This window comes from Ilumatobacter coccineus YM16-304 (genome assembly GCF_000348785.1).
Taxonomy (GTDB): domain Bacteria; phylum Actinomycetota; class Acidimicrobiia; order Acidimicrobiales; family Ilumatobacteraceae; genus Ilumatobacter_A; species Ilumatobacter_A coccineus.
The window spans coordinates 4,323,902-4,346,924 of record NC_020520.1 but is presented as its reverse complement, the minus strand read 5'-3'; the positions used below and the strand labels follow the sequence as shown (position 1 = coordinate 4,346,924).

The 23,023-nt window shown below is 67.4% G+C and carries 21 protein-coding genes; 15 read left to right on the top strand and 6 right to left on the bottom strand.

Annotated features, from left to right (window positions below):
* The first annotated feature begins 34 nt into the window (after positions 1-34).
* The 5 genes from YM304_RS19285 to YM304_RS19265 all read left to right on the top strand — a co-directional run bounded on the left by YM304_RS19285 (position 35) and on the right by YM304_RS19265 (position 3,964).
* On the top strand, positions 35-301 hold the full coding sequence (locus YM304_RS19285) for a hypothetical protein (RefSeq protein ID WP_041298450.1): 267 nt from the start codon (positions 35-37) through the stop codon (positions 299-301).
* Between the two features lie 165 nt (positions 302-466).
* Positions 467-994, top strand: a complete 528-nt coding sequence (locus YM304_RS24380) for a WhiB family transcriptional regulator (RefSeq protein ID WP_015443411.1) — start codon at positions 467-469, stop codon at positions 992-994.
* A gap of 423 nt (positions 995-1,417) precedes the next feature.
* Positions 1,418-2,011, top strand: coding sequence for a TlpA family protein disulfide reductase (locus tag YM304_RS19275; RefSeq protein WP_015443410.1), 594 nt, complete (start codon positions 1,418-1,420; stop codon positions 2,009-2,011).
* A complete protein-coding gene (locus tag YM304_RS19270; RefSeq protein WP_015443409.1) occupies positions 2,008-3,048 on the top strand; it encodes a cytochrome c biogenesis CcdA family protein in 1,041 nt (346 codons plus the stop codon). Before YM304_RS19275 ends, YM304_RS19270 begins: the two co-directional genes overlap by 4 nt.
* 70 nt (positions 3,049-3,118) lie before the next feature.
* A complete protein-coding gene (locus YM304_RS19265) occupies positions 3,119-3,964 on the top strand; it encodes an NUDIX hydrolase (protein WP_015443408.1) in 846 nt (281 codons plus the stop codon).
* A gap of 35 nt (positions 3,965-3,999) precedes the next feature.
* Here YM304_RS19265 and YM304_RS19260 read toward each other — a convergent pair whose 3' ends face one another.
* Positions 4,000-5,232: an Mrp/NBP35 family ATP-binding protein gene (locus tag YM304_RS19260; RefSeq protein ID WP_015443407.1), complete on the bottom strand. Its 1,233-nt coding sequence runs from the start codon at positions 5,230-5,232 to the stop codon at positions 4,000-4,002.
* A gap of 39 nt (positions 5,233-5,271) precedes the next feature.
* Between YM304_RS19260 and YM304_RS19255 the strand changes: the two genes are divergently transcribed.
* Both YM304_RS19255 and erpA read left to right on the top strand, forming a co-directional pair.
* Positions 5,272-5,976 (top strand): helix-turn-helix transcriptional regulator, encoded by a 705-nt coding sequence (locus tag YM304_RS19255; RefSeq protein ID WP_015443406.1) that lies wholly within the window; start codon positions 5,272-5,274, stop codon positions 5,974-5,976.
* Positions 5,977-6,014: 38 nt separating this feature from the next.
* Entirely contained in the window at positions 6,015-6,359 is a 345-nt protein-coding gene (gene erpA / locus YM304_RS19250; protein WP_041300826.1) for an iron-sulfur cluster insertion protein ErpA, read from the top strand.
* A gap of 105 nt (positions 6,360-6,464) precedes the next feature.
* On the opposite strand, the gene YM304_RS19245 is transcribed toward erpA, so the two are convergent.
* The gene (locus tag YM304_RS19245) at positions 6,465-7,364 is read right to left on the bottom strand and encodes a twin-arginine translocation signal domain-containing protein (RefSeq protein ID WP_015443404.1); all 900 of its coding nucleotides are present in this window, start codon (positions 7,362-7,364) and stop codon (positions 6,465-6,467) included.
* Positions 7,365-7,472: 108 nt separating this feature from the next.
* Between YM304_RS19245 and YM304_RS23190 the strand changes: the two genes are divergently transcribed.
* The 7 genes from YM304_RS23190 (at position 7,473) to YM304_RS19215 (ending at position 14,520) form a co-directional block, all read left to right on the top strand.
* The gene (locus YM304_RS23190; RefSeq protein WP_015443403.1) at positions 7,473-9,113 is read left to right on the top strand and encodes a fasciclin domain-containing protein; all 1,641 of its coding nucleotides are present in this window, start codon (positions 7,473-7,475) and stop codon (positions 9,111-9,113) included.
* Between the two features lie 61 nt (positions 9,114-9,174).
* Positions 9,175-10,116 (top strand): hypothetical protein, encoded by a 942-nt coding sequence (locus YM304_RS23185; RefSeq protein ID WP_015443402.1) that lies wholly within the window; start codon positions 9,175-9,177, stop codon positions 10,114-10,116.
* A 103-nt stretch (positions 10,117-10,219) separates the two neighbouring features.
* The gene (locus YM304_RS23180; RefSeq protein WP_015443401.1) at positions 10,220-11,779 is read left to right on the top strand and encodes a 2Fe-2S iron-sulfur cluster-binding protein; all 1,560 of its coding nucleotides are present in this window, start codon (positions 10,220-10,222) and stop codon (positions 11,777-11,779) included.
* 4 nt (positions 11,780-11,783) lie between these two features.
* Positions 11,784-12,137, top strand: coding sequence for a RidA family protein (locus YM304_RS19225; RefSeq protein WP_015443400.1), 354 nt, complete (start codon positions 11,784-11,786; stop codon positions 12,135-12,137).
* 9 nt (positions 12,138-12,146) lie between these two features.
* Positions 12,147-12,302: a hypothetical protein gene (locus YM304_RS24915; protein WP_015443399.1), complete on the top strand. Its 156-nt coding sequence runs from the start codon at positions 12,147-12,149 to the stop codon at positions 12,300-12,302.
* An 8-nt stretch (positions 12,303-12,310) separates the two neighbouring features.
* Positions 12,311-13,693 carry an 8-oxoguanine deaminase gene (locus YM304_RS19220; RefSeq protein WP_015443398.1) on the top strand — a complete coding sequence of 461 codons (1,383 nt, stop codon included), beginning with the start codon at positions 12,311-12,313 and terminating at the stop codon, positions 13,691-13,693.
* Between the two features lie 95 nt (positions 13,694-13,788).
* Positions 13,789-14,520: a GDSL-type esterase/lipase family protein gene (locus YM304_RS19215; protein WP_015443397.1), complete on the top strand. Its 732-nt coding sequence runs from the start codon at positions 13,789-13,791 to the stop codon at positions 14,518-14,520.
* Positions 14,521-14,529: 9 nt separating this feature from the next.
* Here YM304_RS19215 and YM304_RS25690 read toward each other — a convergent pair whose 3' ends face one another.
* From YM304_RS25690 to glnII, 3 genes are all read right to left on the bottom strand, one after another.
* Positions 14,530-15,222 (bottom strand): response regulator transcription factor, encoded by a 693-nt coding sequence (locus YM304_RS25690; RefSeq protein WP_083908480.1) that lies wholly within the window; start codon positions 15,220-15,222, stop codon positions 14,530-14,532.
* Positions 15,223-15,235: 13 nt separating this feature from the next.
* Positions 15,236-16,573, bottom strand: coding sequence for a glutamine synthetase family protein (locus YM304_RS19205; RefSeq protein WP_231897611.1), 1,338 nt, complete (start codon positions 16,571-16,573; stop codon positions 15,236-15,238).
* 140 nt (positions 16,574-16,713) lie between these two features.
* Positions 16,714-17,736 (bottom strand): glutamine synthetase GlnII, encoded by a 1,023-nt coding sequence (gene glnII, locus YM304_RS19200; RefSeq protein WP_015443394.1) that lies wholly within the window; start codon positions 17,734-17,736, stop codon positions 16,714-16,716.
* A 175-nt stretch (positions 17,737-17,911) separates the two neighbouring features.
* Here glnII and YM304_RS23170 point away from each other — a divergent pair, with 175 nt between their 5' ends.
* Positions 17,912-20,287 (top strand): PQQ-dependent sugar dehydrogenase, encoded by a 2,376-nt coding sequence (locus YM304_RS23170; protein WP_015443393.1) that lies wholly within the window; start codon positions 17,912-17,914, stop codon positions 20,285-20,287.
* 63 nt (positions 20,288-20,350) lie between these two features.
* Here YM304_RS23170 and YM304_RS19190 read toward each other — a convergent pair whose 3' ends face one another.
* A complete protein-coding gene (locus tag YM304_RS19190; protein ID WP_051071514.1) occupies positions 20,351-22,909 on the bottom strand; it encodes a penicillin acylase family protein in 2,559 nt (852 codons plus the stop codon).
* Positions 22,910-23,023 lie beyond the last annotated feature (114 nt).

The following is a 23,023-nucleotide window of genomic DNA, read 5'->3' as shown; positions in this document are numbered from 1 at the left end:
CGCGACGAAGAACACGACGAGAAAGGACGAACCAATGGTCACGACGCTGATGCACACGCCGACCCGCAAACGGTTCGTCCCGCGCGCCCCGAAGATGTCGTTCTCGATGTCGTCGAAGCCGTCCGTCGTGTCGCCTGCCGCCTCGCACGTTGCGTTCCCCGCATCGGCCGCAGCCGCCTCGACCACCACCACTGCACCGACGAATCGTTGGCTTGGTGGCTTCGACGGTCTGGGTTGCGGAGACGCCCACGCGTATGGCACCAAGCGAATTCTTCCCGGCCGCCTCGGAGGCATGACGTAACACCAACGTCACGCAACCTCTTCGAGGCCGCCGGGTTCACATGAACCCGGCGGCCTTTTTGGTTTTCGATCTTCCATCCATCACATCCAGCCAGAACATCCAGAACATCCAGAACACCCAAGAACACCCGATCACCCATCACACCCAGAACAGAAAGCACCTCCAATGACCACTGCACTCCGCTCCAAGCCCACCGCTCGTGACTGGGCACCGAACGACTCATCCACCCATCTTCCGAACCCGAACTCCGACATCGAGGACACCGACATGACCATCACCTTCACCGTGCCGAGCGACAGGATCGACCCGTCGATCGACCCGCTCGCGCCCGACAGTCCCACCGAGGTCGCCGAACCGCCTGGTTTCGAACAGGACCTCGACGACTCGCTCGCCGCGCGCGCTCCGGTCGCTCGCTGTGCCGACGGCAACGGCACGATGGCCGGACTCTTCTTCTCCGACCACGTCGTCGACATCGCCCGCGCCAAGGCCATGTGCGCCCTGTGCCCACTCGCCATCGACTGCCTCAACGGGGCACTCGAGCGCGAGGAGCCGTGGGGCGTGTGGGGCGGAGAGCTCATCTCCGGTGGGCGCATCGTCGCCAACAAGCGCCCGTGCGGCCGCCCGCCGAAGACCCCTCGCCCCGAGGTGGTCTACGACGAGATGGGCCCGGTCGGCCTCGACCTCACCGCCTGACTCGACCCGGCCACCGGGTGAGAGGTGAGCGCTTCCCCCCCCCGGCGCTCACCTCTCACCCGCCGAGGCGATTCCCGGCCTGGCTGAAAATCGTCGCGTGAGGATGATTTCTGGCCTGGCTCAGAATCGTCGCGTGAGGGTGATTTTTGGCCTGGCTGGAAATCGTCGCGTGAGGATGATTTCTGGCCTGGCTCAGAATCGTCGCGTGAGGGTGATTTCTGGCCTGGCTCAGAATCGTCGCGTGAGGGTGATTTCTGGCCTGGCTGAAAATGGTCGCGTGGGGGTGAATTTTGGACTGGGCAGATGTCGTCGCGTGGGGGGGGGTGATTTCTGGACTGGGCAGAAATCGTCGTGGGTGGCGTTCCGTGAACGTTCACGGGGACTCGGGGCGCGTCTCGACCACGGCTGATTACCCTCGACAGGGTGAAGATCCGACCACGTCTCCTCGCGGCATCGCTGGCGATCGCCGTCGTGGTGAGCCTCGTCGGTGGGTACCTCGTGTCGAGGTCGAACGACACCGACGCCGGTACCGACGCCGTGCTCGACGAGCCCGGCGAAGTGCCCGAACCCGTGCCGTCACTCGCCACGATCCCCGACCTCTCCGGCGATCGCCTGCCGGTCGTCGACGTGTACGACGCCGACGGACAGGCCATCTCGACCGCCTCGCTGCTCGGACAGCCGATGGTCGTCAACTTCTGGTACAGCACCTGCGTGCCGTGTGCGAAAGAACTCGCCGACTTCGCCGACGTGCACGCCGAGGTCGGCGACGAGGTCCGATTCGTCGGCCTCAACCCATCCGATGCACCCCCGGTGATGGAGCGGTTCGCCGGTGAACGCGGCGTCGAGTACGAACTTCTCGGCACGTCGTTCGAAGACGTGCTGGCCGAGTTCGACATCGCCTTCTTCCCCTACACGCTGTTCGTCGCCGCCGACGGAACCATCGTGGAACAGACCGGCGTCCTCGACGCCGACGGCCTTCGCTCGAAGGTCGACGACCTCTTGGAGTACGACACATGAGTCTCTGGTTCGTCGCGGGCATGCTCGCGGCCGTCAACCCCTGCGGGTTCATCCTCCTGCCGACGTACCTGATGTACTTCCTCGGGCTGCAAGGCTCCGACGAGAAGCTCACGCAGCGCGAAACACTGCGTCGGGCGCTCAAGGTGTCGGGCGCGCTCAGCCTCGGTTTCATGGCGGTCTTCATCGTCGCCGCCGGCCTCGCCAACTACTTCACGAGCTGGCTCACCGAGAACGCCAAGTACGCCACCGGCTTCTTCGGCGTCGCGCTGCTGGTGCTCGGTGCCGCGATGCTCTTCGGCTACAAGCTCCCGTTCATGAACCCGCAGCGGCTGCAGGGTGAGAAGGACCAGACGGTCAAGTCGATGTTCATCTACGGCGTCGCCTACGCCGTGGCGTCGCTCGGTTGCACGATCGGATTCTTCATCTCGGCGGTCTTCGCCACCAGCCGTTCGGGTGGTGTGCTCACCGGCCTCCGAAACGGCGTCGCCTACGGCGTCGGCATGGCGGTGCTGGTCGGCGGTCTGACCGTGGCGCTGGCGTTCGCCAACACCGGCCTGGTGTCGTTCATCCGCAAGGGCCTGCAGTACATGGATCGCATCGCCGCAGCCTTCGTGCTGCTGTCGGGTGTGTACCTCCTCTGGTACTTCTACTGGGTCGACCTCAAAGAGGAAGGTGACGCCATCACCGACTGGGTCCAGTACCGCCAGAGCGACGTCAACACCTACCTCAGCGATCACAAGTGGGGCGTCACCGTCGTGCTGTTCGCGCTGCTCGGCGCCACGATCGCCTACGTCTACACGAAGAGCGCAACCGTGCTCGCGTCTGCGGTCGCCGTCGGGGTCGTGGCCGGCGGGCTGTTGTCGCACGACTGGGTGGCCACCGGCATCATCGGCCTCGCCGTCGCGGTCGCCGGTGCGCTCGGCTTGATGCAGGATCAGCGCGACGTCGGCGCCGAACCCGATGACATCGACCCACCGCCCGAGGCTCCACCCGAGGGATACGAGCACTTCACGCCCGACACCTCGAACGCGAACTGAGCGGCGGCACGTGCGGTGACCGCCCAGTCGGGCTGGGGCGGTCGGCGCCGGTTTCGGTACGGTCGGCGAGATGGCTGACGATTTCGACCCGCGCACCGTTCCCGTTCGACCAGCCGCAACGGTGATGATGGTTCGTGACCGCGATGGTCACGACGGCATCGAGGTGTTCATGCTGCGCCGCACCGGTCGGGCGACCTTCGGCGCAGGCATGTACGTGTTTCCCGGTGGGCGCGTCGATGACGTCGACGGCGCTGCCGCGATCGAACCGTTCTGCCGCGGCCTGGACGATGCCAACGCGTCGGCACAGATGCGACTCGAAGCGGGTGGCCTCGCCTACTGGGTCGCGTCGATCCGCGAGTGTTTCGAGGAAGCGGGCATCCTCCTCGCCACCAAGCGCGACGGTTCGGAACTCGTGCTGAACGCCGACGACCGCCACGCCGTGCACGACGGCACGCTCTCGATGGCCGAACTCTGCCGACGCGACGACCTGGTGCTCGAACTCTCGACCACGCAGTACGTCGACCACTGGATCACGCCGATGGGGGAGAACAGGCGGTTCGACACACGCTTCTTCGTGACCGAGGCACCGGCCGGCCAGGAGGGCGTACACGACGACAAGGAGACCGTCGACAGCCTGTGGGTCAGCCCCGCCGATGCGTTGTCGATGATGGAAGCCGGTGAGCTGCAGATGATGCCGCCGACCGTTGCCAACCTCACCTGGCTTGCTCAGCACGCGTCGGCCGCCGACGCCGTTGCCGCGGGTGAAGCGCTGACCGACATCTCGCCGGTGCTGCCGAAGTTGAAGCGCGACGAGAACGGCAAGTTCATCGGCATCTCCCGACCAGGCGACGACGACTACCTCACCCTCGACGTCGACGACCCCGAGTTGGCGAAGTACCCCGAACTCCAGGCCTGAACCGACTGACGGTCAGAACCGGACGCGGCGCCCGATCAGGCCTTCGCGTCGAGTTCGGCGAACGCCGCGTCGACCGTTTCGAACAGCCGCGCGGTGCACCCGGCCATGTCGACCTGATCGGGGTCGACGACCGGCGCGAGCTCGGTCGAGATGTGCTCGGCGATCGAGCGGAACACGTCGGCGGCCGGCCCGACTCCGGCGATCGACACCGGGTCGCCCGCGTCGCCACCCGCCGAGACCGATGGCTCGATCGGGATCTGGCCCAGCAATGGAGCGCCGATCGACGCGGCGAGCGCCTCGCCTCCACCGGATCCGAACAATGCGTGTTCGACTCCGGCGGAGTCGGTGAACGCGCTCATGTTCTCGATGACCCCGACGACCTTCAGGAAGCTGCGCTTGGCCATGTCGGCAGCGCGCTGGGCGACCTTCTGCGCGGCGAGGGCCGGCGTGGTGACGACCAGCAGGTCGGTCTTGGGCAACATGCGGGCGAGGCCCATCTGCACGTCGCCGGTTCCGGGCGGCATGTCGATGAGGAGGTAGTCGAGCTCGCCCCACTGCACGTCACGCAGGAACTGCTCGACCGCCTTGGTGAGCATGAGCCCGCGCCACATGAGCGCCGTGTCTTCGCCGACGAGGAATCCCGTCGACACGACCTTCAGCAGCCCGTCGCCGACGCGCCGTTCGTTCGGGATGATCAGCGGCTTGTCGTGGCCGTCGACGCGTTCGGCCTCCATGCGCTCGTCGATGCCGAGGAGCCGCGGGACCGAGAAACCCCAGATGTCGGCGTCGAGCACGCCGACCGTGTGGCCGAGACCGGCGAGTGCGGCGGCGAGGTTGACGGTGACCGAACTCTTGCCGACGCCGCCCTTGCCCGAAGCGATGGCGAGCACGTTGCAGGTGGACGGCACCATCGTGTCCGGAGCGTTCTCGCGGGCGTTCCAGCGGGCTTTGGTCATGACCTCGCTGCGCTCCTCGGCGTTCATCTCGCCCCAGGTGATCGCGACCTTGCTGACGCCGGGGTGCAACTCGACGCGATCTTTGACTTCCTTCTGGATGTCGGCGCGCATCGGGCAGCCGGAGATGGTGAGCTTGATCTCGACCGTGACGACGCCGTCGTCGGCGACCTCGACCGAGGGCACCATGCCGAGCGACACGATGTCGGCACCGAGTTCGGGGTCGATGACCGATTCGAGCACGCCGCGCACCTCCTCGGGCGTGGGCGGCGCTGGGCGCCTCGCCTGTCCGGTGGAGGTGGCGTCGCTGACCATGCGGTAATTTTACCGGCGAATGCCGTGTAATCTCGTCGTGTGGAAACGCTGGTGCCTCTCGACGTGCTCAAAGCACTCGGCGACAACACCCGCTACGCGATCTACCTCGAGCTCGCCCGTTCGAGTCGGCCACTCGCCACGAGCGACATCGCCGCCACCCTCGGCCTGCATGCCAACACGGTGCGCCCGCACCTCGAGCGCATGCGCGATGTGGGGTTGCTCGAGGTGCATGTCGGAGGGCGAGGTGATGTGGGTCGTCCGCAGCACCGTTACGCCATCGCCGAGTCGGCCCCGCTGCTCGGCCTCGAACCGCCGACCACGCCGGTCCTCGCCAAGATGGTGCTGTCGATGGCCAAGCGGCTCCAGGCCAGCAGCGACGACGCGGCAGCGGTCGGCGACGAGGAAGGCCGCCGTCGAGCGCGTCCGTACGCCGAGGCGCCGTCCACGCTCGAAGCACTCGTGTCCGATCTCGACAAGCTCGGCTTCGACCCGGTGGTCGCCGATGCGCACCCCGCCACACAGTCCGCCACACACGCAGATGGCCCCGACGACGACGGATCCGCGGTCATCGCGTTCGCGAACTGTCCGTTCGCGGAGCTGGCCCGGGAACATCCCGAGCTCGTCTGTGGTTTACACAGAGGGCTCATCGAAGGATTCGTCGACGAGATGGGCGACGCCACCACCCGTGACTTCGCCACCCTCACCAGCCGCACACCTTGCCGAGTGACCGTCTCGGCACGGTAAAATCTCACCCAATGGATTCCGGTACCCGGAATCGACCCATGGAGGTAACGAACATGATCACGCTCACCGATCCCGCAGCTGCCAAGGTCGGCGAACTTCTCGCCGCAGAAGGCGCTGAAGAACTCGCGCTCCGCGTCGCCGTTCGTCCCGGCGGCTGTTCTGGATTCTCCTACGAGATGTTCTTCGACGGCGACATCGCCGGTGACGACACCACGGCCGAATACGGCGACGACGGCAAGGTTCGCGTCGTGGTCGACCCGGCTTCGGCGCAGCTGCTCGAAGGCGCGACGCTCGACTACAAAGACGGCCTCGACCAGTCGGGCTTCGCCATCACGAACCCCAACGCCAGCCGCACGTGCGGCTGCGGCCAGTCGTTCTCCTGACCGGGAACGCTGTGATCGATCCGGTCGCAGCGAACTGACCGACGAACGAATCGAAGAGCGTCATTCGGTGTCTGACACCGAATGACGCTCTTTCGCGTTCTGGGGTCAGGCGTTGGCGAGGGCCAGGCGCTCGCGGAGTTCGTCGGCGCTCCAGATGGCGTCGAGTCGATCGACGATCTCGCCGGCCCGGTCCGTGATGAACAGCGCCGGTTCGAAGCTGAGCCCACTCGCCAGCACGGCCTCCGTGTAGTCCTGCGCGGTGAGGTCGGTGAACACCTCGGCGTGGACGAACACGAAGTCGTCGCCGAACTCCGGCTCGACCTCGATGAGCGCTTCGAGGGCCGGAGCGCAGGTGCCGGTCTGGCAGAACGCCGGCGTGCCGACGAGGTAGGCCACGGCGCGATCGACGTTGAGTGCCTCGGTCAGCGTGACGGAGTGGAACGGGCACATCGGATCACGAGTGCAGATCGGGTCGACGCCGGCGGGTTCGCCGACCGTAGGCGTGTCGAACCCTGCAAGCAGTTGGCCGGGGAGCGGCACGGCGACCTCGGAAGGGTCGAACACCTGGAAACTCGCCCCGGTGGCCGGGCCGCCGTCGACGACCAGCGAGTAGATGCCCGGCTCGTCGATCGTCGGACGCCAGACGTAGTACGACGACGGCGACACGTCGAAACGAGGCGCGACCATCCGGTCGCTGATCTGGTTGCCGTCGATGTCGGCGACGTACGCGCCGAGTTCGTCGGGTCCGTCGTTGACGAACGCCGCGTCGCGCGTGAGGCTGTGGGGGAGGCGGACCTCCCCGGGTACCAGCACCGTGTTCGGGAAGCGCTGCACGAGGATGAACGTGTCGGGAGCGAGCTCGCTGCCCGCTCCGTCGGCCGGGGACTCGGCGTCGTCGTCGCCCGAGCATGCGGCCAGCAGTCCGGCCGCGGCGGCACCCGTCAGGAAGGTTCGGCGGCCGATCCGCGTGCGGCCGTCGGACGGTGATTCGGGAGGTTGCTGCATCTGCGGACCTGTTACTCCTGCGTTTGAGTGTCTATTTCATGTCATTGGGCGGACGAATGCTCGGCGTCGTTGAATCGGCCACCCTCGACCTGCGATCGTGTTGAGGCCATGAGCGACTCGAACCCGAATTCTCAACGACGTTACCGCCGGAGAATCCTCGGCTGGGGTCTGTTCCTCCTCGTTCTCTGCTTTGTCATACCTGCGATCTTCGTCGTCAAGTGGGTGCACAGCGACCTCGAGAACCGGGTCGGCAACGAGTTGGCCGACAACGGTGTCGACGGAGTGACCGTCTCGTTCTCGGGCCAGGACGGCACGCTGCGCTGCGCGTCGGCGCTCGATGATCCCGACGCCGTGATCGACCTCGCGGTCGACGTGTACGGGGTCCACTCGATCGACCTCGATCCGAGCTGCCTCGGCGGGCGCACCCCGAGCACCGACGTCGATGTCGAGACGACCGAACCGAAGCAGCCGGCAACGACCGATCCGGAGCCGCCCGCGACCGAGCCGACCAACACGGCCGAAGCGACCACGACCACCCAGGTCGAGCCCGAGCTCGAATCGCTCGTCGACGTGACCCGAGCCGACCCGCAGTTCAGCCAACTCGCGAGCCTCATCGACACGGCCGATCTGGCCGACACGCTGGCCGAAGACGGCCCGTTCACCCTGCTCGCACCGACCGACGACGCCTTCGACGCGGCGTTCGACGCGCTCGGCGCCGATGCGTTCGAAGCGCTCACCTCCGACCAGGAGATGCTGCGCAGCGTGCTGCTCCACCACGTCGCCGAGGGGACGATTCGCTCGACCGACTTCGCTGCCGGCCCGCTCACGATGCTCGACGGCACCGATGTGGAGGTCGAACCCGGCGACGTCGGCGTCACGTTCACGAGCGGTGAGATCGTGACCCTCGCGTCCGATCCTGCACAGCTCGACATCGAAGCGGCCAACGGACTCGTCCACGCGGTCGACCAAGTGTTGCTGCCCGTCGAGCTCGACCTCGCTCCCGCGGTCGACATGGCCACGACCGTGGCGACCCTCGAGAACGGCCAGCTGACGCTCACCGGCACCGTGGCCTCCGAGGAACAGCGCGCTGCGCTCGTCGCTGCCGCGCAGGCGCAGGTGGCGTTCGGCAACGTGATCGATGAATTGGTGGTCGACCCCGATGCGGCCGTGGCCCGCGCCGACATCGACCGCCTCGCCATCGCGATCGGCACGATGCCACCCAACCTCGTGTCGGGTTCGGCGACGCTCGTCGGCGACGCACTCCGAATCGAAGGTGTGCACACCGGTGCCGACGCCAGCGCCGCGCTCGAAGCCGCCGCCGGCGAGCTCGGCGCCGAGCTGAGCATCGAGGAGCGTGCCGACGCCGACGACGCGTCGGCGCAACAACTCCAGGACGAACTCAACGAGTTCGTGCGCCTCAACCCGATTCTCTTCGAATCGAACTCTGCCGAGCTCACCGCCGAGGCCGACGCCGTCGTCGAACAGGTCGCGGCGAGAGCGCAACGGTTCGTCGGTGTCGACATCACGCTGATCGGACACACCGATTCCGATGGCGACCCGGCCCGCAACCTGACGCTGAGCGAAGAGCGGGCTGCCACGGTGCTCGCCGAACTGGTCGAGCTCGGGCTCGACCCGGCCACGCTCACCGCCGAAGGGCGAGGCATCACCGAACCGATCCTCGACGAGAACGGCGTCGAGGACAAGAATGCAAGCCGTCGCGTCGAGTTCCTCGTCAGAGCGCAAGCATGACGCCCATCCATCGCCGTGAGCGCACGCTCACATCCACCACCCCACGTCGTGAGGACATCTCGTGCCATACACCCTGTTGAAGTTCCTGCTCTGGTTCGGCCTCGCCGCACTGATCGGCGGCGTGATCGGTTGGTTGCTCCGCAGCCTCAAGTGCCGAGCAGAGATCGCCGACGCCCGGTCGGCCAACGTCGACGTCGACGACGTCGATCGCATGCGCCATCGTCTCGCCAACCTCGAACAGGTGGTGGCCGAGCGTGATCGTCTGCGTATGCAGGTCGCCGATCTGCGCGCCGCAGATTCGCCGGGCGTGGTCGGTGCACCGGTCGATGATGTGATCGAGCCGGAGGCCGACGAGCCCGCCGAAGCGCCAGCTGACACCGAGACGGCGGGGTCGGACTCGGGCGACGCCGACGAGCCTGCTGACACCGACGCCGATGCGACGAGCTCCGGGATCATGCCGGATCCGTCGGACGCCGACGGTGACGCCGCCGACGAAAACGAACGGCCCGCCACGGTGGCAGGTCTCGTCGCCGTGCCCGACCCGATCGATGCCGATGCCGACGACGCCAACGAGGCCGATGCCGACGACGCCAACGAGGCCGAGGCCACCGAGGACGGCATCACCGAGGACGGCGTCGAGGCCGACGCCACCGAGGCCGAAACCCCCGCTGCCGATGCCGATGCAGCGCGAGCGGCCGACGCCCCGGCGCTCGACCTCGCAGCAGCAGCCGCGGCGATCGGCAAGAAGATCGCGCTCGACGACCTGACCGTGGTCGAAGGCATCGGTCCGAAGATCTCGGAGCTGTGCCGTGGCATCGGCATCGACACCTGGCGCGGACTCGCCGACACCGACACCGCCGACCTGCGTTCCATGCTCGACGCAGCCGGCCCGCGCTATCAGATCCACAAGCCCGAATCGTGGCCACGTCAGGCCGAACTCCTCGCCACCGGACAGTGGGAGGCCTTCGTGGCGCTGACCGACGAACTCGACGGTGGCCGCTGACCGCTCGGCACCGGCCTCGACGCGGGCCGACCATGCCGGCAGGGCGTGCCAGTGAATGTGCCGCTGGGCGATGTCGTGAGCCGCGCATGATCCCCACGGCCACATGACCATCGACTTCGAGCTCGACGGTGACTCGGTCGTCGTGACCGACGACGCCGTGTCGTTGCTCGACGCGTTGCGCGACGAGCTCGGTGTGCGCTCGCCCAAAGACGGATGCAGTCCGCAAGGCCAATGTGGCTGCTGCACGGTCCTGGTCGACGGCAGACCGCGCGTGGCGTGCGTGACCCCGGTGAGTCGTGTCCGTGGGCGATCCGTCACGACGGTCGACGGGCTCGCCGACCGAGACGCGTGGGCCCGAGCGTTCTGCGATGCCGGCGCGAGCCAGTGCGGCTTCTGCACCCCCGGCATCATCGCCCGCTTGTCGGTGCTGACACCCGAGCAACTCGCCGATCGCGAGGCGGTCGACAAGGCGCTGCTCGCACACCTGTGCCGCTGTACCGGCTGGCAGACCGTGCGCGAGGCAGCGGTGCGCGTGGCTCGCGGTGACGCTCGCGAACCGCTCGACCGTGACCTCGCAGCAGCCGAGCGACGCGCGCTGATCGAAGGCGGCGCGGCGCAGACCGTCGGAGCGCAGGTGGCGCTCGGGTACGGCGGGTTCAGCGACGACGAGGCCCCTGACGACGCACTCGTCGCGCTGCTCGGCCAAGACGGCGAGTGGGTGGCCGCCGAGACGATCGGTGCAGCTCGTCGCCTCGCCGGCAAGGTGCAGGGTCGGCGCACGACCGCGGCGGCGCAGTGGCCGATCGAACTGCCGCCGGGGGAGTGGGCCCGATCGCTGCAGACCACGTGGGTCGAACCGGCCTACCTCGAACCCGACGCGGCATGGTGTTCGCCCGGCGGTCAGCCGAGTTCTCCGCTCGGCAACGGGGGAGCGTTCGGTGGCAAGTCCGACTCGAGCGTCGGCTCGGTCGCCCGTCGGCTCGCCGACCAGCACGGCCGCACCGTGCGCGTGCTGTTCGCTCGCGAAGACGTCGTCCGGCTCGGAGCCAAACGACCTCCGCTGGCGGTCGGTGTCGCCGCCGACGGCTCGGGCACGGCGCGAGTCGCCCGCCCGGCGAACGTCGCCGACGAGGAGACGATTCGCCACGCCCTCCGCTCGGTCGCCCCCGCCGTCGACGTCGAGTTCGTCGATCTCGCCGGACCGCCCGTGTCGGCAGCGCTGCGCGGTGCGGTGTGGGCGGAGGTCGCCGCCGTCGTCGCGTCGCTCGGCGAATCGCCCGACACGGTCACCTCGCCCGACGGGGCCACCGCCACCGCCGTGGTCGACGCCGATGGGCGACCGAACGTCACGGTCGACTGCGGCGACCCCCTCGACGACGTCGTCCTTCGCTCGTACTGCATCGGCGCGGTCCACATGGCGCTGGGGCTCGTCCTCGGCGAATCGATCGCGCTCGACGAAGACGGCGTGCCCCTCGACCTGACGATCCGATCGTTCGGCGTGCTGCGGGCCACCGACACACCCGAGATCGACATCGCGATCGCTCCGAGCAGCGCCGGTGACCCCGTCAACGCCAGCGATGCGGTGTTCGCCGCAGCCCTCGCAGCGGCCTGGCGACAGGTCGATCATCCTTTGCAGTTGCCGACCTCGGCGCGCCTAGCCTGATCACATGCCAAAGCCCCTGGGTCCCTACACACCGGTCGTTCGCGCTGGCGACTACGTCTTCGTCTCAGGCCAGGGCGGCCTGCTCGACGGTTCGGTCGTCGACGGCGGCGTCGTGCCCGAGACCGAGCAGACGATGAAGAACCTCCAGATGCAACTCGAATCGGTCGGCGCGTCGATGAGCGACGTCGTCAAGACCACGTGCTTCCTGACCGACATGGAGAACTACGCCGCGTTCAACGAGGTCTACTCGGCAGCGTTCGGCAATCACCGCCCGGCCCGATCGTGCGTGGCCGTCGCCTCGCTCCCGGCCAACTTCTTGGTCGAAGTCGAAGCCATCGCTCACTGCCCCGCCGGGTAACATCACGTCATGGCTGGAGCGATCGCCCTCATCGTCGTGATGATCCTGATTCCCGTCGGGCTGCTCATGAGCGGCGCGGCCGCGTCGGCGATCCTCGGCGAGTTCCTCCGTCGTGATGGCGTCGCTCGCCACCCCGGCAGCGAACTCCTCGAACTCGACGACTGACCGCCGACATGTCCGACATCACCGCGTCGGAGCAAGTCGCCGATCTCGTCATCGTCAACGCCCGATGCGTCGCGACGGTCGACGCACAGCGGCGTGAGATCGCCGGCGGCTGGGTCGCCATCACCGATGGTCTCGTCAGCGGCGTCGGGGACGGCCCCGCACCCGCGGGTCGACAGACGATCGACGCGTCCGACTGCCTGGTCACGCCGGGGCTCGTCAACACACATCACCACCTGTACCAGAACCTGACGCGGGCGTTCCCGCCGATGACCGACAAGCCGCTGTTCGGGTGGCTGCAGTCGCTGTACCCACTGTGGCGGGCGATCGACACCGAGTCGGTCCACGTGTCGGCGTGGGTCGGGTTGGCCGAGTTGGCGCTGTCGGGCTGCACCACGTCGTCCGACCACCTCTACCTGCACCCGCACGGCGCCGGTGACCTGCTCACGGCCGAGATCGACGCGGCGACCGACCTGGGCATCCGTTTCCACCCGACTCGCGGCTCGATGTCGCTGTCGGAGAAGGACGGCGGCCTCCCACCCGACGACGTGGTCGCCGACGACGACGAGATTCTCGCCGCGTGCGAAGCGGCCGTGAGCCGCCATCACGACCCGTCGCACGGAGCGATGACGCGCATCGCGCTGGCGCCGTGTTCGCCGTTCTCGGTCACCGAAGACCTGATGGTCCGCACGGCCGAACTCGCCGAACGGCTCGACGTGCGCCTCCACACGCACTTCGCCGAGAACGCCGAAGACGACGAGTTCAGCCTCGCCACGTTCGGTTGTCGGCCGATGGAGTACCTCGAGCGGACGGGCTGGTGCACCGATCGCACCTGGGTCGCGCACTGCGTCATGCCGAACCACGACGAGATCCAACGGCTCGGCGCAGCGGGCGTGGGCGCAGCGCACTGTCCGTCGAGCAACATGATCCTCGCCTCGGGGATCGCCCCGGTGGTCGATCTCCGCGCGGCCGGTGTCAAGGTCGGCCTCGGCGTCGACGGATCGTCATCTGCCGACGCCGCATCGCTGTGGCTCGAAGCACGCCAGGCCATGCTCCTCGCCAAACTGCGTGACGGCGCCGACGCCGGTACCGCGCGCATGGCGCTCGAAGTCGCCACCATCGGCGGTGCCGGGTGCCTCGGGCGCGAGGGCGAACTGGGCACCATCACGGTCGGTGCCGTCGGCGACATAGCGGTCTGGTCGCTCACCGGCCCGTCGTTCGCTGGTGCCATCGCCGACCCGATCGAAGCGTGGCTTCGTTGCGGGCCGACCGGAGCACGAGACACCGTGGTCGCCGGAACGCCCGTCGTGCGCAACGGCATGCTCGTGAGCGACCGTCTCGACGAGATGCTCACCGCTCACGCGTCGTTCGCCGCTCGGATTCAACAGCTCTGATCTCCACATCTGCCACCTGGCCGCTCGGGCGTGAGTGACAAGCGTGACGGCGAGGGTGACGCGGAGCGGCCCTCCCCGGTTGCCAGAATGTCGGAGTGACGTCCCCTCGTATCACCGGTCTCCTCCTCGTTGCCGCGCTCGGCCTGGCCGCGTGCGGCGGAAGCGACGCCGACACCACCTCCGGTGAGCCCTTCGAGGAGTCACCGCTGCCGACCATCGGACTCGGCTCCGACCTCGGCAGCATCTCGGGTAGCGCCGAGGTACGCGCCATCGACACCGGCAGCGTCGATTCGATCGTGATGATCGGCGACTCGATCACGGTCGGTGCCTCCCCCTATCTCGAAGAGCAGTTCGAGCAACTCGGCTTCGCCGACGTGTCGATCAACGCGCAGACCGGAAAGCGCATCGGCGTCACCTTCGGCGACAACGCGAGCGGAGCCGACATCGCCGAGTTCATCGCCGCCGGCCTCGAATCCGACCCCGAGGAGACGCTCTGGGTGGTGGCGCTCGGCACCAACGACATCGGCCAGTACAACGACACCGACGAGGTGGCCGCCGAGATCGACGAGATCCTCGACCCCATCCCCGACGGCGCACCGCTGATCTGGGTCAACACCTACTTCGGCGACCGGCCCGAAGCCACCGCCGAGGTCAACGAGGCGATCGAGTCCCGCCTCACCGCACGCGGCAACGCGACGATCGGGCGATGGAGCGAACTCGCCCCGACCGAGGGCGTGCTGCGCAGCGACGGCATCCACCCGGGCGACGAGGGCGCGAAGGTGTTCGCCAACCTCGTCACCACCACGGTGGCGAACTTCTTGCAGTGAACGGGGCGGTCAGCCGTCCCAGCGGGACTGACCGAAGCGATAGCCCACCGAACGCACCGTCTGGATCAGACCCGCGTGCTCCTCGCCGAGCTTGGCGCGGAGTCGACGGATGTGCACGTCGACCGTGCGAGCGCCGCCGTAGTACTCGTAGCCCCACACACGGCTGAGGAGGATCTCTCGGGTGAACACCTTGCCGGGGTTCTGCGTGAGGAACTTCAGCAGCTCGTACTCCATGTAGGTCATGTCGAGCGGACGACCGCCGATCGATGCCTGGTAGGTCTCGAGATTGAGCGTGAGATCGCCGTACTCGACGAGATCGGCCTGGACCACATCGGTCTCGGAGGTGAGGAGGTGGCGCAGGCGCGCTTCGAGCTCGGCCGGGTGGAACGGTGTCAGACAGAAGTCGTCGAACATGTCGTCACGATGCTCGAGCTCGTCGAGTTGCGTGCCCGCGACGAGGACGAGTGCCGGGATCGGGTCGGAGTGGTGCTTGCGGATCGTGCGGAGGAAGCTCCACGCGTTCTCGACGCTCTCGGTGGCGTCGATGACGACGCCGGCCCACCCGCCGTCGGGTTCGGCTTCGCCGGCTGCGCCGATCGAGCCGACGGCCTTCCACGAGTAGCCGGCGAGATCGAGCGTTCGCGCCAACTCGGGAGACGGTGGGTCTGGAACGACGGCGAGCATTCGAGTCGGATCAGCCATGGTTTCGGTCCGTTCAGAGCGCCTTGAGGTATCGGTCGGTCTCGAATGCGGTGACCTGGGTCTTGTAGGCCCGCCATTCGGAACGTTTGTTGCGGACGAACCACTCGAAGATGTGTTCGCCGAGCGCTTCACGCACGAGTTCGCTCTTCTCCATGACGACGAGTGCGTCGTTGAGCGACTGCGGAAGCTGCGTGATGCCGAGTTCGTCGAGCACGGCGTCGTCGGCTTCGAACAGGTTCGCGTCGGCCTCGTCGGGCAACTCGTACCCTTCCTCGACGCCCTTCATACCGGCGGCGAGCAACAGGCTGAACGCCAGGTAGGGGTTGCACGCCGGGTCGGGGGAGCGGTACTCGATGCGCGTGGCGTTGGGGTTGGAGTTCTTGGTGATCGGAACTCGGATGAGGCCACTGCGGTTGTTGCGAGCCCAGCTGACGTGCACCGGCGCTTCGAAGTTCGGCACGAGCCGCTTGTAGCTGTTGACCGTCTGGTTGGTGACGGCGGTGATCTCACCGGCGTGTCGCAGCAGACCGGCCATGAACGACTTCGCCGTGTCGGACAGGTCGTAGTCGTCGGACTCGCTGTAGAACGCGTTGTCGTCGCCGCGGAACAGCGACATGTGGAGGTGCATGCCCGAGCCCTGCAGGCCTTCGAGCGGCTTGGGCATGAACGTGGCGTGGACGCCGTTGCGGGCAGCGATCTCGCGCACCGCGAGGCGGAAGGTCATGACGCTGTCGGCCATGGTGAGCGCGTCGGTGTGGCGGAGGTCGATCTCCTGCTGACCGGGGGCGTCTTCGTGGAAGCTGTACTCGACCGGGATACCCAACGCTTCGAGCGTGCGGATGGTGCGCTTGCGCAGCTCGGAGGTGACCGCGCTGGTGCTGAGGTCGAAGAACCCGCCGTCGTCGATCGGCACGGGTGGCTTGCCGGGCTCGAGCTTCTCGAAGTAGAAGAACTCGACGTCGGGGGCCACGTAGAACGTGAGGCCGGCGTCGTGAGCGGCCTTGACGTGGCGTCGTAGCACCTGGCGAGGGTCGCCCTGGAACGGCGTGCCGTCGAGGTTGTGGATGTTGCAGAACACGCGAGCCTCGGGCGCCTGCGGGTCGCCCCACGGCAGCAGCTCGAACGTGTCGGGGTCGGGAATGGCCAGCACGTCGGCTTCCTGCACCCGGCTGAAACCGTCGATCGACGAGCCGTCGAAGGTCATGCCGTCGCTGAGTGCGTTGTCGAGCTCGGCCGGCGAGATGGCGAGGCTCTTGAGGTTGCCGAGCACGTCGGTGAACCAGAGTCGAATGAGTCGCACCCCCCGTTCCTCGACGGAACGAAGTACGTACTCCCGCTGTTGATCGATCATGTCCACACCCTCAGTCTCTCAGCTACTCGACGAAAAATCATGCTCCGGGTACTGCAACGGGGCGAAGCATGTGCCTCGCCCCGTCGCAGCAATCGGTCATCTCGGTGATCGGTCCGGATCGCGTGACCCGGACCGAGCCGTCACTTCATCGCGCTGCAGACCGTGTCGGTCATGAGGCGAGCGACCGTGTACGGGTCGATGTTGCCGTTGGGGCGACGGTCTTCGAGGTAGCCCTTGCCGTCGACCGAGCACTGCCACGGGATACGGATCGAGGCGCCGCGGTCGGACACGCCGTAGCTGAACTGGTCGTAGCGCTGCGTCTCGTGAGCGCCGGTGAGGCGGTCTTCGACACCTTCGCCGTAGTTGGCGATGTGGAGGGCGGCCTTCTCGCCGAGCGCCTTGCAGCCGGCTTCGATGTACTTCATGCCGCCGTCTTCGCGCATCTCCTTGGTGGAGAAGTTGGTGTGTGCGCCGGCACCGTTCCAGTCGCCCTTGACGGGCTTGGCGTCGATGCTGATGACGACACCGAAGTCTTCGGCGATGCGGTGGAGCAGCCAGCGGGCCACCCAGAGCTCGTCGGCGACTTCGAGGAGGCCGCGCGGGCCGACCTGGAACTCCCACTGGCCGGGCATGACTTCGGCGTTGATGCCGGAGAGGCCGATGCCGGCTTCGAGGCAGGCGTCCATGTGCTCTTCGGCGATCTGGCGGCCGGTGATGGCGTACTCGCCCACGCCGCAGTAGTACGGGCCCTGGGGTGCGGGGAAGCCGTCGTCGGGGAACCCGAGCGGGTTGCCGTTCGGCTTGAGCATGGTGTACTCCTGCTCGATACCGAACATCGGCTCGTGCTTCTTGTACTTCTTGGCGGTGCGGGCCGCAGCAGCGCGAGTGTTGGTGGGGTGAGCCTTGCCGCTGACGAGCATGACTTCACACATGACGAGGATGCTGTCGCCACCGCGGATCGGATCGGGGAAGACCCGTGCCGGCTTGAGCACGCAGTCGCTCTTGTCGCCGGTGGCCTGGTTGGTCGACGAACCGTCGAATCCCCACACGGGCATGTCGGCGAGCTCGGTGCCGTTGTCGTCGTCGAGAATCTTGGTCTTCGAGCGGAGCTGCGGTGTGGGCTCCGTTCCGTCGATCCAGATGTATTCGGCCTTGATTGCCACGATTGTCCTCAATCCTGTTTTTCTTGCTGGTGTTTCCAGGGCAGCACCGTATCGGCCACCTGATTGCAGCAGGGATCGTGTCAGCGGGCCGTTGCGTGGTCATTGCTCGATTGTGAACGCCGCGTGAACGCACGGCTGCGTCCGAGCGGCCCGGGAATCGCACTAGTTTCGGCTCATGCGCCGACTCTCGATCATGCTGTCCGTCGCACTGCTCGGGGCGACCGTGGCGCTCACCAACACGGCCGTTCCGACGGCAGCAGCACTCCCCAGCGGGTTCTCCGACGAGCTGGTCGCCGACGTGAATCGGCCGACCGCGGTCGAAGCGCTCCCCGACGGATCGGTCATCGTGCTCGAACAGGGCGGCACGATCCAACGGATCACGAGGGCGGCCGATGGCGAGGCGACGGTCACCTCGATGGGGTCGCTCACCGTGTGCAGCAACAGCGAACGCGGGCTGCTCGGATTCACCCCCGACCCCGACTTCTTTCTCAGCGGCTACGTGTACGTCTACTACACGATCCCGTCGACGCAGCCCGGCGGATGCCACAACCGGGTGAGCCGCTTCGTGATGACCGCGACGGGCCTCGACGTCGGTTCTGAGTTCGTGCTCGTCGACAACATCTCCTCGAACGCCGGCAACCACAACGGCGGCGACGTCGAGATCGGCAACGACGGTCACCTCTACATCGCAGTCGGCGACGCCGGCCGCGACCCGCGCAACGATTCGGGCAGCGCCGGGAACAACGATGCCGCACAGGACCTGTCGCTGCTCAACGGCAAGATCCTGCGCGTCGACCGTGCCACCGGTCGGGCGGTCGACGGCAATCCGTTCACCGCAACCGGCTCGGGCGGCGTCGAATGCCGGCTCCGAGGCAACGACACCACGACCCCGAACACGCCGTGCCAGGAGATCTTCGCGTCGGGGTTGCGCAATCCGTACCGGTTCGCCTTCGACCCGAACACGAGCGCCACCCGCTTCTTCATCAACGACGTCGGCCAGAGCACCCGCGAGGAGATCAACGAGGGCAAGCTCAACGCCAACTACGGGTGGCCCGAGCGTGAAGGCCAGTGTCCGCAGGGCGACAACCCGCCGTGCGACGAACCGCGCTTCGGGTTGACCGATCCCATCGAGGACTACGGCCGCGACCGCGGCCTCTACATCACGGCCGGGGCCTTCGTGCCCGACGGCGTGTGGCCCGCGGAGTTCGACGGCGGCTACCTCTTCGCCGACGGAGCGTTCGGCGACATCTGGCTGCGCGATGCCGATGGCGACGTCGACTACGACGATCCGGTCGTCGAGGCGATCCAGCCCACCGACATGACCTTCGTCCACGAGCCGACCGGCACGGCGCTGTGGTATGTGCAACAAGACGGCGAAGTGCATCGTGTGGCGGCGCCGTCTCCGGTCGCCGCGCCCGATTCCGGAGCGTTGCGGTACGAACCGCTCGACGCGATGGATCGACGATTCGACTCGCGCGAGCAGACGCCGGCTGCTCCGTTGCGCGCCGGGCAGACCCGCCTGATCGACGTCGACGCGCCGGCTGACGCGGTGGCGGCGATGGTCAACATCACGTTGGTCCGCCCTGCGGTGTCGGGCTCGTACGCGACGGCGTGGGAGCCGCGAACGTTCCGACCGACCACCTCCAACGTCAACGCGCCGGGAGGTTCCAACGTCGGCAACTCGTCGATCGTGCCGCTCGATGCCGACGGTCGACTCATGCTCTACACGTCGGTCACGACCGGCGTGGTCGTCGACGTCGCCGGGTTCTTCTTCGACGCACCCGACGCGCTCGCTGCGGGTCGCTTCGTCGCCCTGCCGCCCGCTCGTCTCGTCGACACGCGCGACCCGGTCTCCGACACCAACGAGTACGGCGGCATCGACGGATCCGACGACGTGCGCGTTCCGGTGGCCGGCAAGCTCGGCGTACCGAGCGATCTCGGTCAGATCAGCGCCGTGGCGGTCGTGATCGCCGGCATCAACAACGAAGGGTCGAGCGGCGGATTCGCCACGGCCTACCCGAGCGGTGGCGACGTGCCGCTGGCGTCGAGTGTGAACGTCAACGGTGACAACGACGTGCGAGCCAACCTCGCGATCCTGCCGGTCGGTGGTGCCGACGGGTCGATCGACGTGCTGATGCAGGGCGTCGACAACCTCACGGTCGACGTGGCGGGGTACTTCACCGGCGACGATTCGGAAGTCGACGGCGCCGGACGCTTCCACCTGTCGGCACCGACCCGGGAGTACGACTCGCGGACGGGGGAGGGGCCGGCCGGGCTCGGACTCTCCGGCACCGGAACGATCAATCCGACCGTGCCCGACGACGCATCGGCGATCGCGCAGAACCTCACGCTCGCCCCGTCGGGAGGCCGCGGGTTCGTCACGGCGTATCCGACCGATCCTCGGCCGACGGTGTCGAGCCTCAACGCCAGCGGGCCGGGGCAGATCCGTGGCGCGCTCGGCTTCGTCACGCTCGCCGACGACGGGAGCGAACGCATCTACGCCTCGGCCGACAACGCGTTGGTCATCGACCGCTTCGGCTGGTTCGAGTAGCCGACCTGGTTGTTTCCATCCGGGATGGAAATAACCAGGTTGCGTGAAGAAGGGGTTTGGCGGTCAGGGTTGGCGGACGACGAGTTCGGTGAGCTCTGGGTCGGCGGCGATCTCGTCGTCGGTGAGCAGCACCGGACGCCAGTTCTTCTCGCTGAAGCGAACCGTCTGGCTCTCGAACTCGGGTGCGTCGCGATTGCCCGTCTGGCCGTAGGTGAGCAGCGCCGAGGCTTGCGGCTCGCCCGACGAGAAGTCGACCACCATGACGAAGCTCGTACCGAAGTTGACCGGGTAGCCGTCGCCGCGCAGCGAACCGTCGGGGGCGACGCGGTCGCCACGCACCGGGCCGGGCTCGGTGGAGGAGTTGTTGGTCGACCACGTGACGATGTTGGTGGTGCCGTCGATGTCGGTGCCGCCGTGCAGCGGGATGCGATTGCCGGAGCGCTCGGTGAACTGTGCCGCGCCGAGCGTCGACTCGAGCCCGAAACCCGCCTTCGTCATGGTCTGTACCGCCCGAGCGAGTGCGGTGAGCACCGGCGTGATGTCGTCGGACAGCGATGCGGGCGTGGTGACCGGTGACTCGGGTACGAACTCGTCGCCGAACAACAGACCCGTGTCGGTGCGATCGGCACGCGAGAAACGGCTCAACGTCTCACGCCAGAGAACGGGGCCGGCGCTGTCGAGGTCGTAGCGCCCGTCCCACGCACCGAGCACCTCGCACGCGGCGGAGAGGTCGACGACCTCGGCCGGAAGTGCGACCGCGCCGTCTTGGTCGAGCACTTCATCGACCTCGACGAGCGGGTTCGCCTGGCACGCAGCGACGACCGGCTGACGAAGCAGCACGGCGCTCTGCGCCTTGTTGTCGAGCGTGGCGTCGCGCAGTTCGTCGGCTGACCAGAGCCCGTCGTCACCCGCGAGTCCGAGCGTGTTGGCAGCCGACAGGACGGCCGCGTTCTGCCGAGTGCGCAGCGACTGCGGGATGTTCTGCTCGCCGTGCAGGATCGAGAACGTGCCGTCGAGGGTGAACTCGGCCGATGGCACCCAGTAGCTGTCGTTCGCGTTGAACACGTAGTCGGTCCGCTCGACCATCGGCATCTCGCCGAACGGAACGAGGCCGGGGTCACGCGCTCCGTCGACGACCTCCCAGTCGAAGCGGCTGTCGGAGCCGTCGAGCAGCACGACGCCGTTGTCGCGGGCCACCGTGGTGAGCAGATCGCCTTCGAGCAGTTTCGACAGGTACACCAGCTCGGCTTCGGTCGACAGGTTCGGCGTGGCGGCCGTGTCGGCGTACCAGGCGCGTCCGTCGGCACCGGCGGCGACGGTGTTGAACAGCGGAACCGCCTGGTGGAGTTCGTGCGTGGCGATCAGGTCGTCGAGATCGGTGACGTCGACGAGGTCGCGGTAGAACTCGATGAACTCGTCGTTGTCGATGTTGGCGTCGCGATAGGTGAGCACCTGCGAGTCGTTCCAGCCGAGGCCGGGGAAGTCGAGGATCGGGCCATAGTGGCTCGAGTAGAGCGTGCGGGTCTCGGTGTCGATCGTGCCGTCGGCGCGCAGGATCTCGATGGTGTGGTCGGTGGCGACCATCTCACGCGGCTCGCCGTCGACGAGGTAGGTCGTGGGTGAATCGGGGCTCAACGTGAGGAGGTAGGCGGTGAAGCGGTTGCCGGCCGACACCGTGTGCGACCACGCGACCTCGTCGGTGAAACCGATGCCGATGCCGGGCAGGCCGCTGAGCTGCGCTCCGTAGATGTCGATCTCGCCGTCGACGGTGAGGTGCGCCTCGGCGAATCGGAGCTCGCCTTCCCACGGGAAGTGCGGGTTGGCGACGAGCATCGCGCCCGTGCCGCCTTCGACTCGATCGGCGCCGATCGCCCACGCGTTGCTGCCGAAGTCGACGGGGGCGATGCGAGAGAAGTCGGGAACGCGGGCTTCGGTCTCGCTCGGTGTTCCTTCGAGCGGCGCCTGCGAGGTCTCGGCGACCGCTGCGTCGACGACGGGAGGCTGCGCCGAGGCGATGAAGTCGGTGAGGTTGGCGCTGCTCGCCAGGAGGGCCACCGACCGTGCGTAGGCGTAGACCTCGACGGCTTCGATCGGTCGGACCCAGTCGGCGCCGGCACACCATCCGGTCAGGCCGTCGTCGCCGCGGTCGGCGAGATGCTGGTTCCATCCGCTGGCGAACGCGTCGAACTGGTCGACGACGCCGGGGGAGGCCGCTGCGAAGTCGCCGGCGGCGATCGATGCAATGCCGATCGCTCGCCACGCGAAGTCGCTCTCGACGTTCTCGCCGTTGGCGCCGGGGCCGAGGTTGGCCGACCGTTCGCCTTTGACCTTGAGGATCTGATCGACGAGCGTGCAGCCGTAGTCGCCGCCGCTGACGTATCCCTGACCGAACGAGACATCGGCGAGGTTGCGTCCGCTGATGTGCGGCACCCCGTCGGTCGTTCGCCGGATCGTCGCCTCGTAGGTGGCCGGTTCGAGCGTCGTGGTGGTCGTGCTCGTCGTGGTCGTCGTGGTGGTGGTCGTGGTGGTGGTCGTGGTGTCGGGCGAGGTCGGCAGCGGAATCGACTTCGGGCCTTCACTCGGGGTGCACGCCGCGACGAGCATCGCTCCGCCGAGCAACATCGCTCTCGAACGCCGTCTACCGAACACTTTGGTCAATAGTGCCAGATCGGACGCCGAATCCTTCACCGAAAAGGGGTTCGGACCAGATGTTTCTCGACGTGTGCTCGACCGGGC

Coding starts and splice junctions, on each gene's coding strand:
- YM304_RS19285 (WP_041298450.1), top strand. CDS start 35: ATGGTCACGACGCTGATGCACACGCCGACCCGCAAACGGTTCGTCCCG.
- YM304_RS24380 (WP_015443411.1), top strand. CDS start 467: ATGACCACTGCACTCCGCTCCAAGCCCACCGCTCGTGACTGGGCACCG.
- YM304_RS19270 (WP_015443409.1), top strand. CDS start 2,008: ATGAGTCTCTGGTTCGTCGCGGGCATGCTCGCGGCCGTCAACCCCTGC.
- YM304_RS19265 (WP_015443408.1), top strand. CDS start 3,119: ATGGCTGACGATTTCGACCCGCGCACCGTTCCCGTTCGACCAGCCGCA.
- YM304_RS19260 (WP_015443407.1), bottom strand. CDS start 5,232: ATGGTCAGCGACGCCACCTCCACCGGACAGGCGAGGCGCCCAGCGCCG.
- erpA (WP_041300826.1), top strand. CDS start 6,015: ATGGAGGTAACGAACATGATCACGCTCACCGATCCCGCAGCTGCCAAG.
- YM304_RS19245 (WP_015443404.1), bottom strand. CDS start 7,364: ATGCAGCAACCTCCCGAATCACCGTCCGACGGCCGCACGCGGATCGGC.
- YM304_RS23190 (WP_015443403.1), top strand. CDS start 7,473: ATGAGCGACTCGAACCCGAATTCTCAACGACGTTACCGCCGGAGAATC.
- YM304_RS23180 (WP_015443401.1), top strand. CDS start 10,220: ATGACCATCGACTTCGAGCTCGACGGTGACTCGGTCGTCGTGACCGAC.
- YM304_RS19225 (WP_015443400.1), top strand. CDS start 11,784: ATGCCAAAGCCCCTGGGTCCCTACACACCGGTCGTTCGCGCTGGCGAC.
- YM304_RS24915 (WP_015443399.1), top strand. CDS start 12,147: ATGGCTGGAGCGATCGCCCTCATCGTCGTGATGATCCTGATTCCCGTC.
- YM304_RS19220 (WP_015443398.1), top strand. CDS start 12,311: ATGTCCGACATCACCGCGTCGGAGCAAGTCGCCGATCTCGTCATCGTC.
- YM304_RS25690 (WP_083908480.1), bottom strand. CDS start 15,222: ATGGCTGATCCGACTCGAATGCTCGCCGTCGTTCCAGACCCACCGTCT.
- YM304_RS19205 (WP_231897611.1), bottom strand. CDS start 16,573: ATGATCGATCAACAGCGGGAGTACGTACTTCGTTCCGTCGAGGAACGG.
- YM304_RS23170 (WP_015443393.1), top strand. CDS start 17,912: ATGCGCCGACTCTCGATCATGCTGTCCGTCGCACTGCTCGGGGCGACC.
- YM304_RS19190 (WP_051071514.1), bottom strand. CDS start 22,909: ATGTTGCTCGGCGGAGCGATGCTCGTCGCGGCGTGCACCCCGAGTGAA.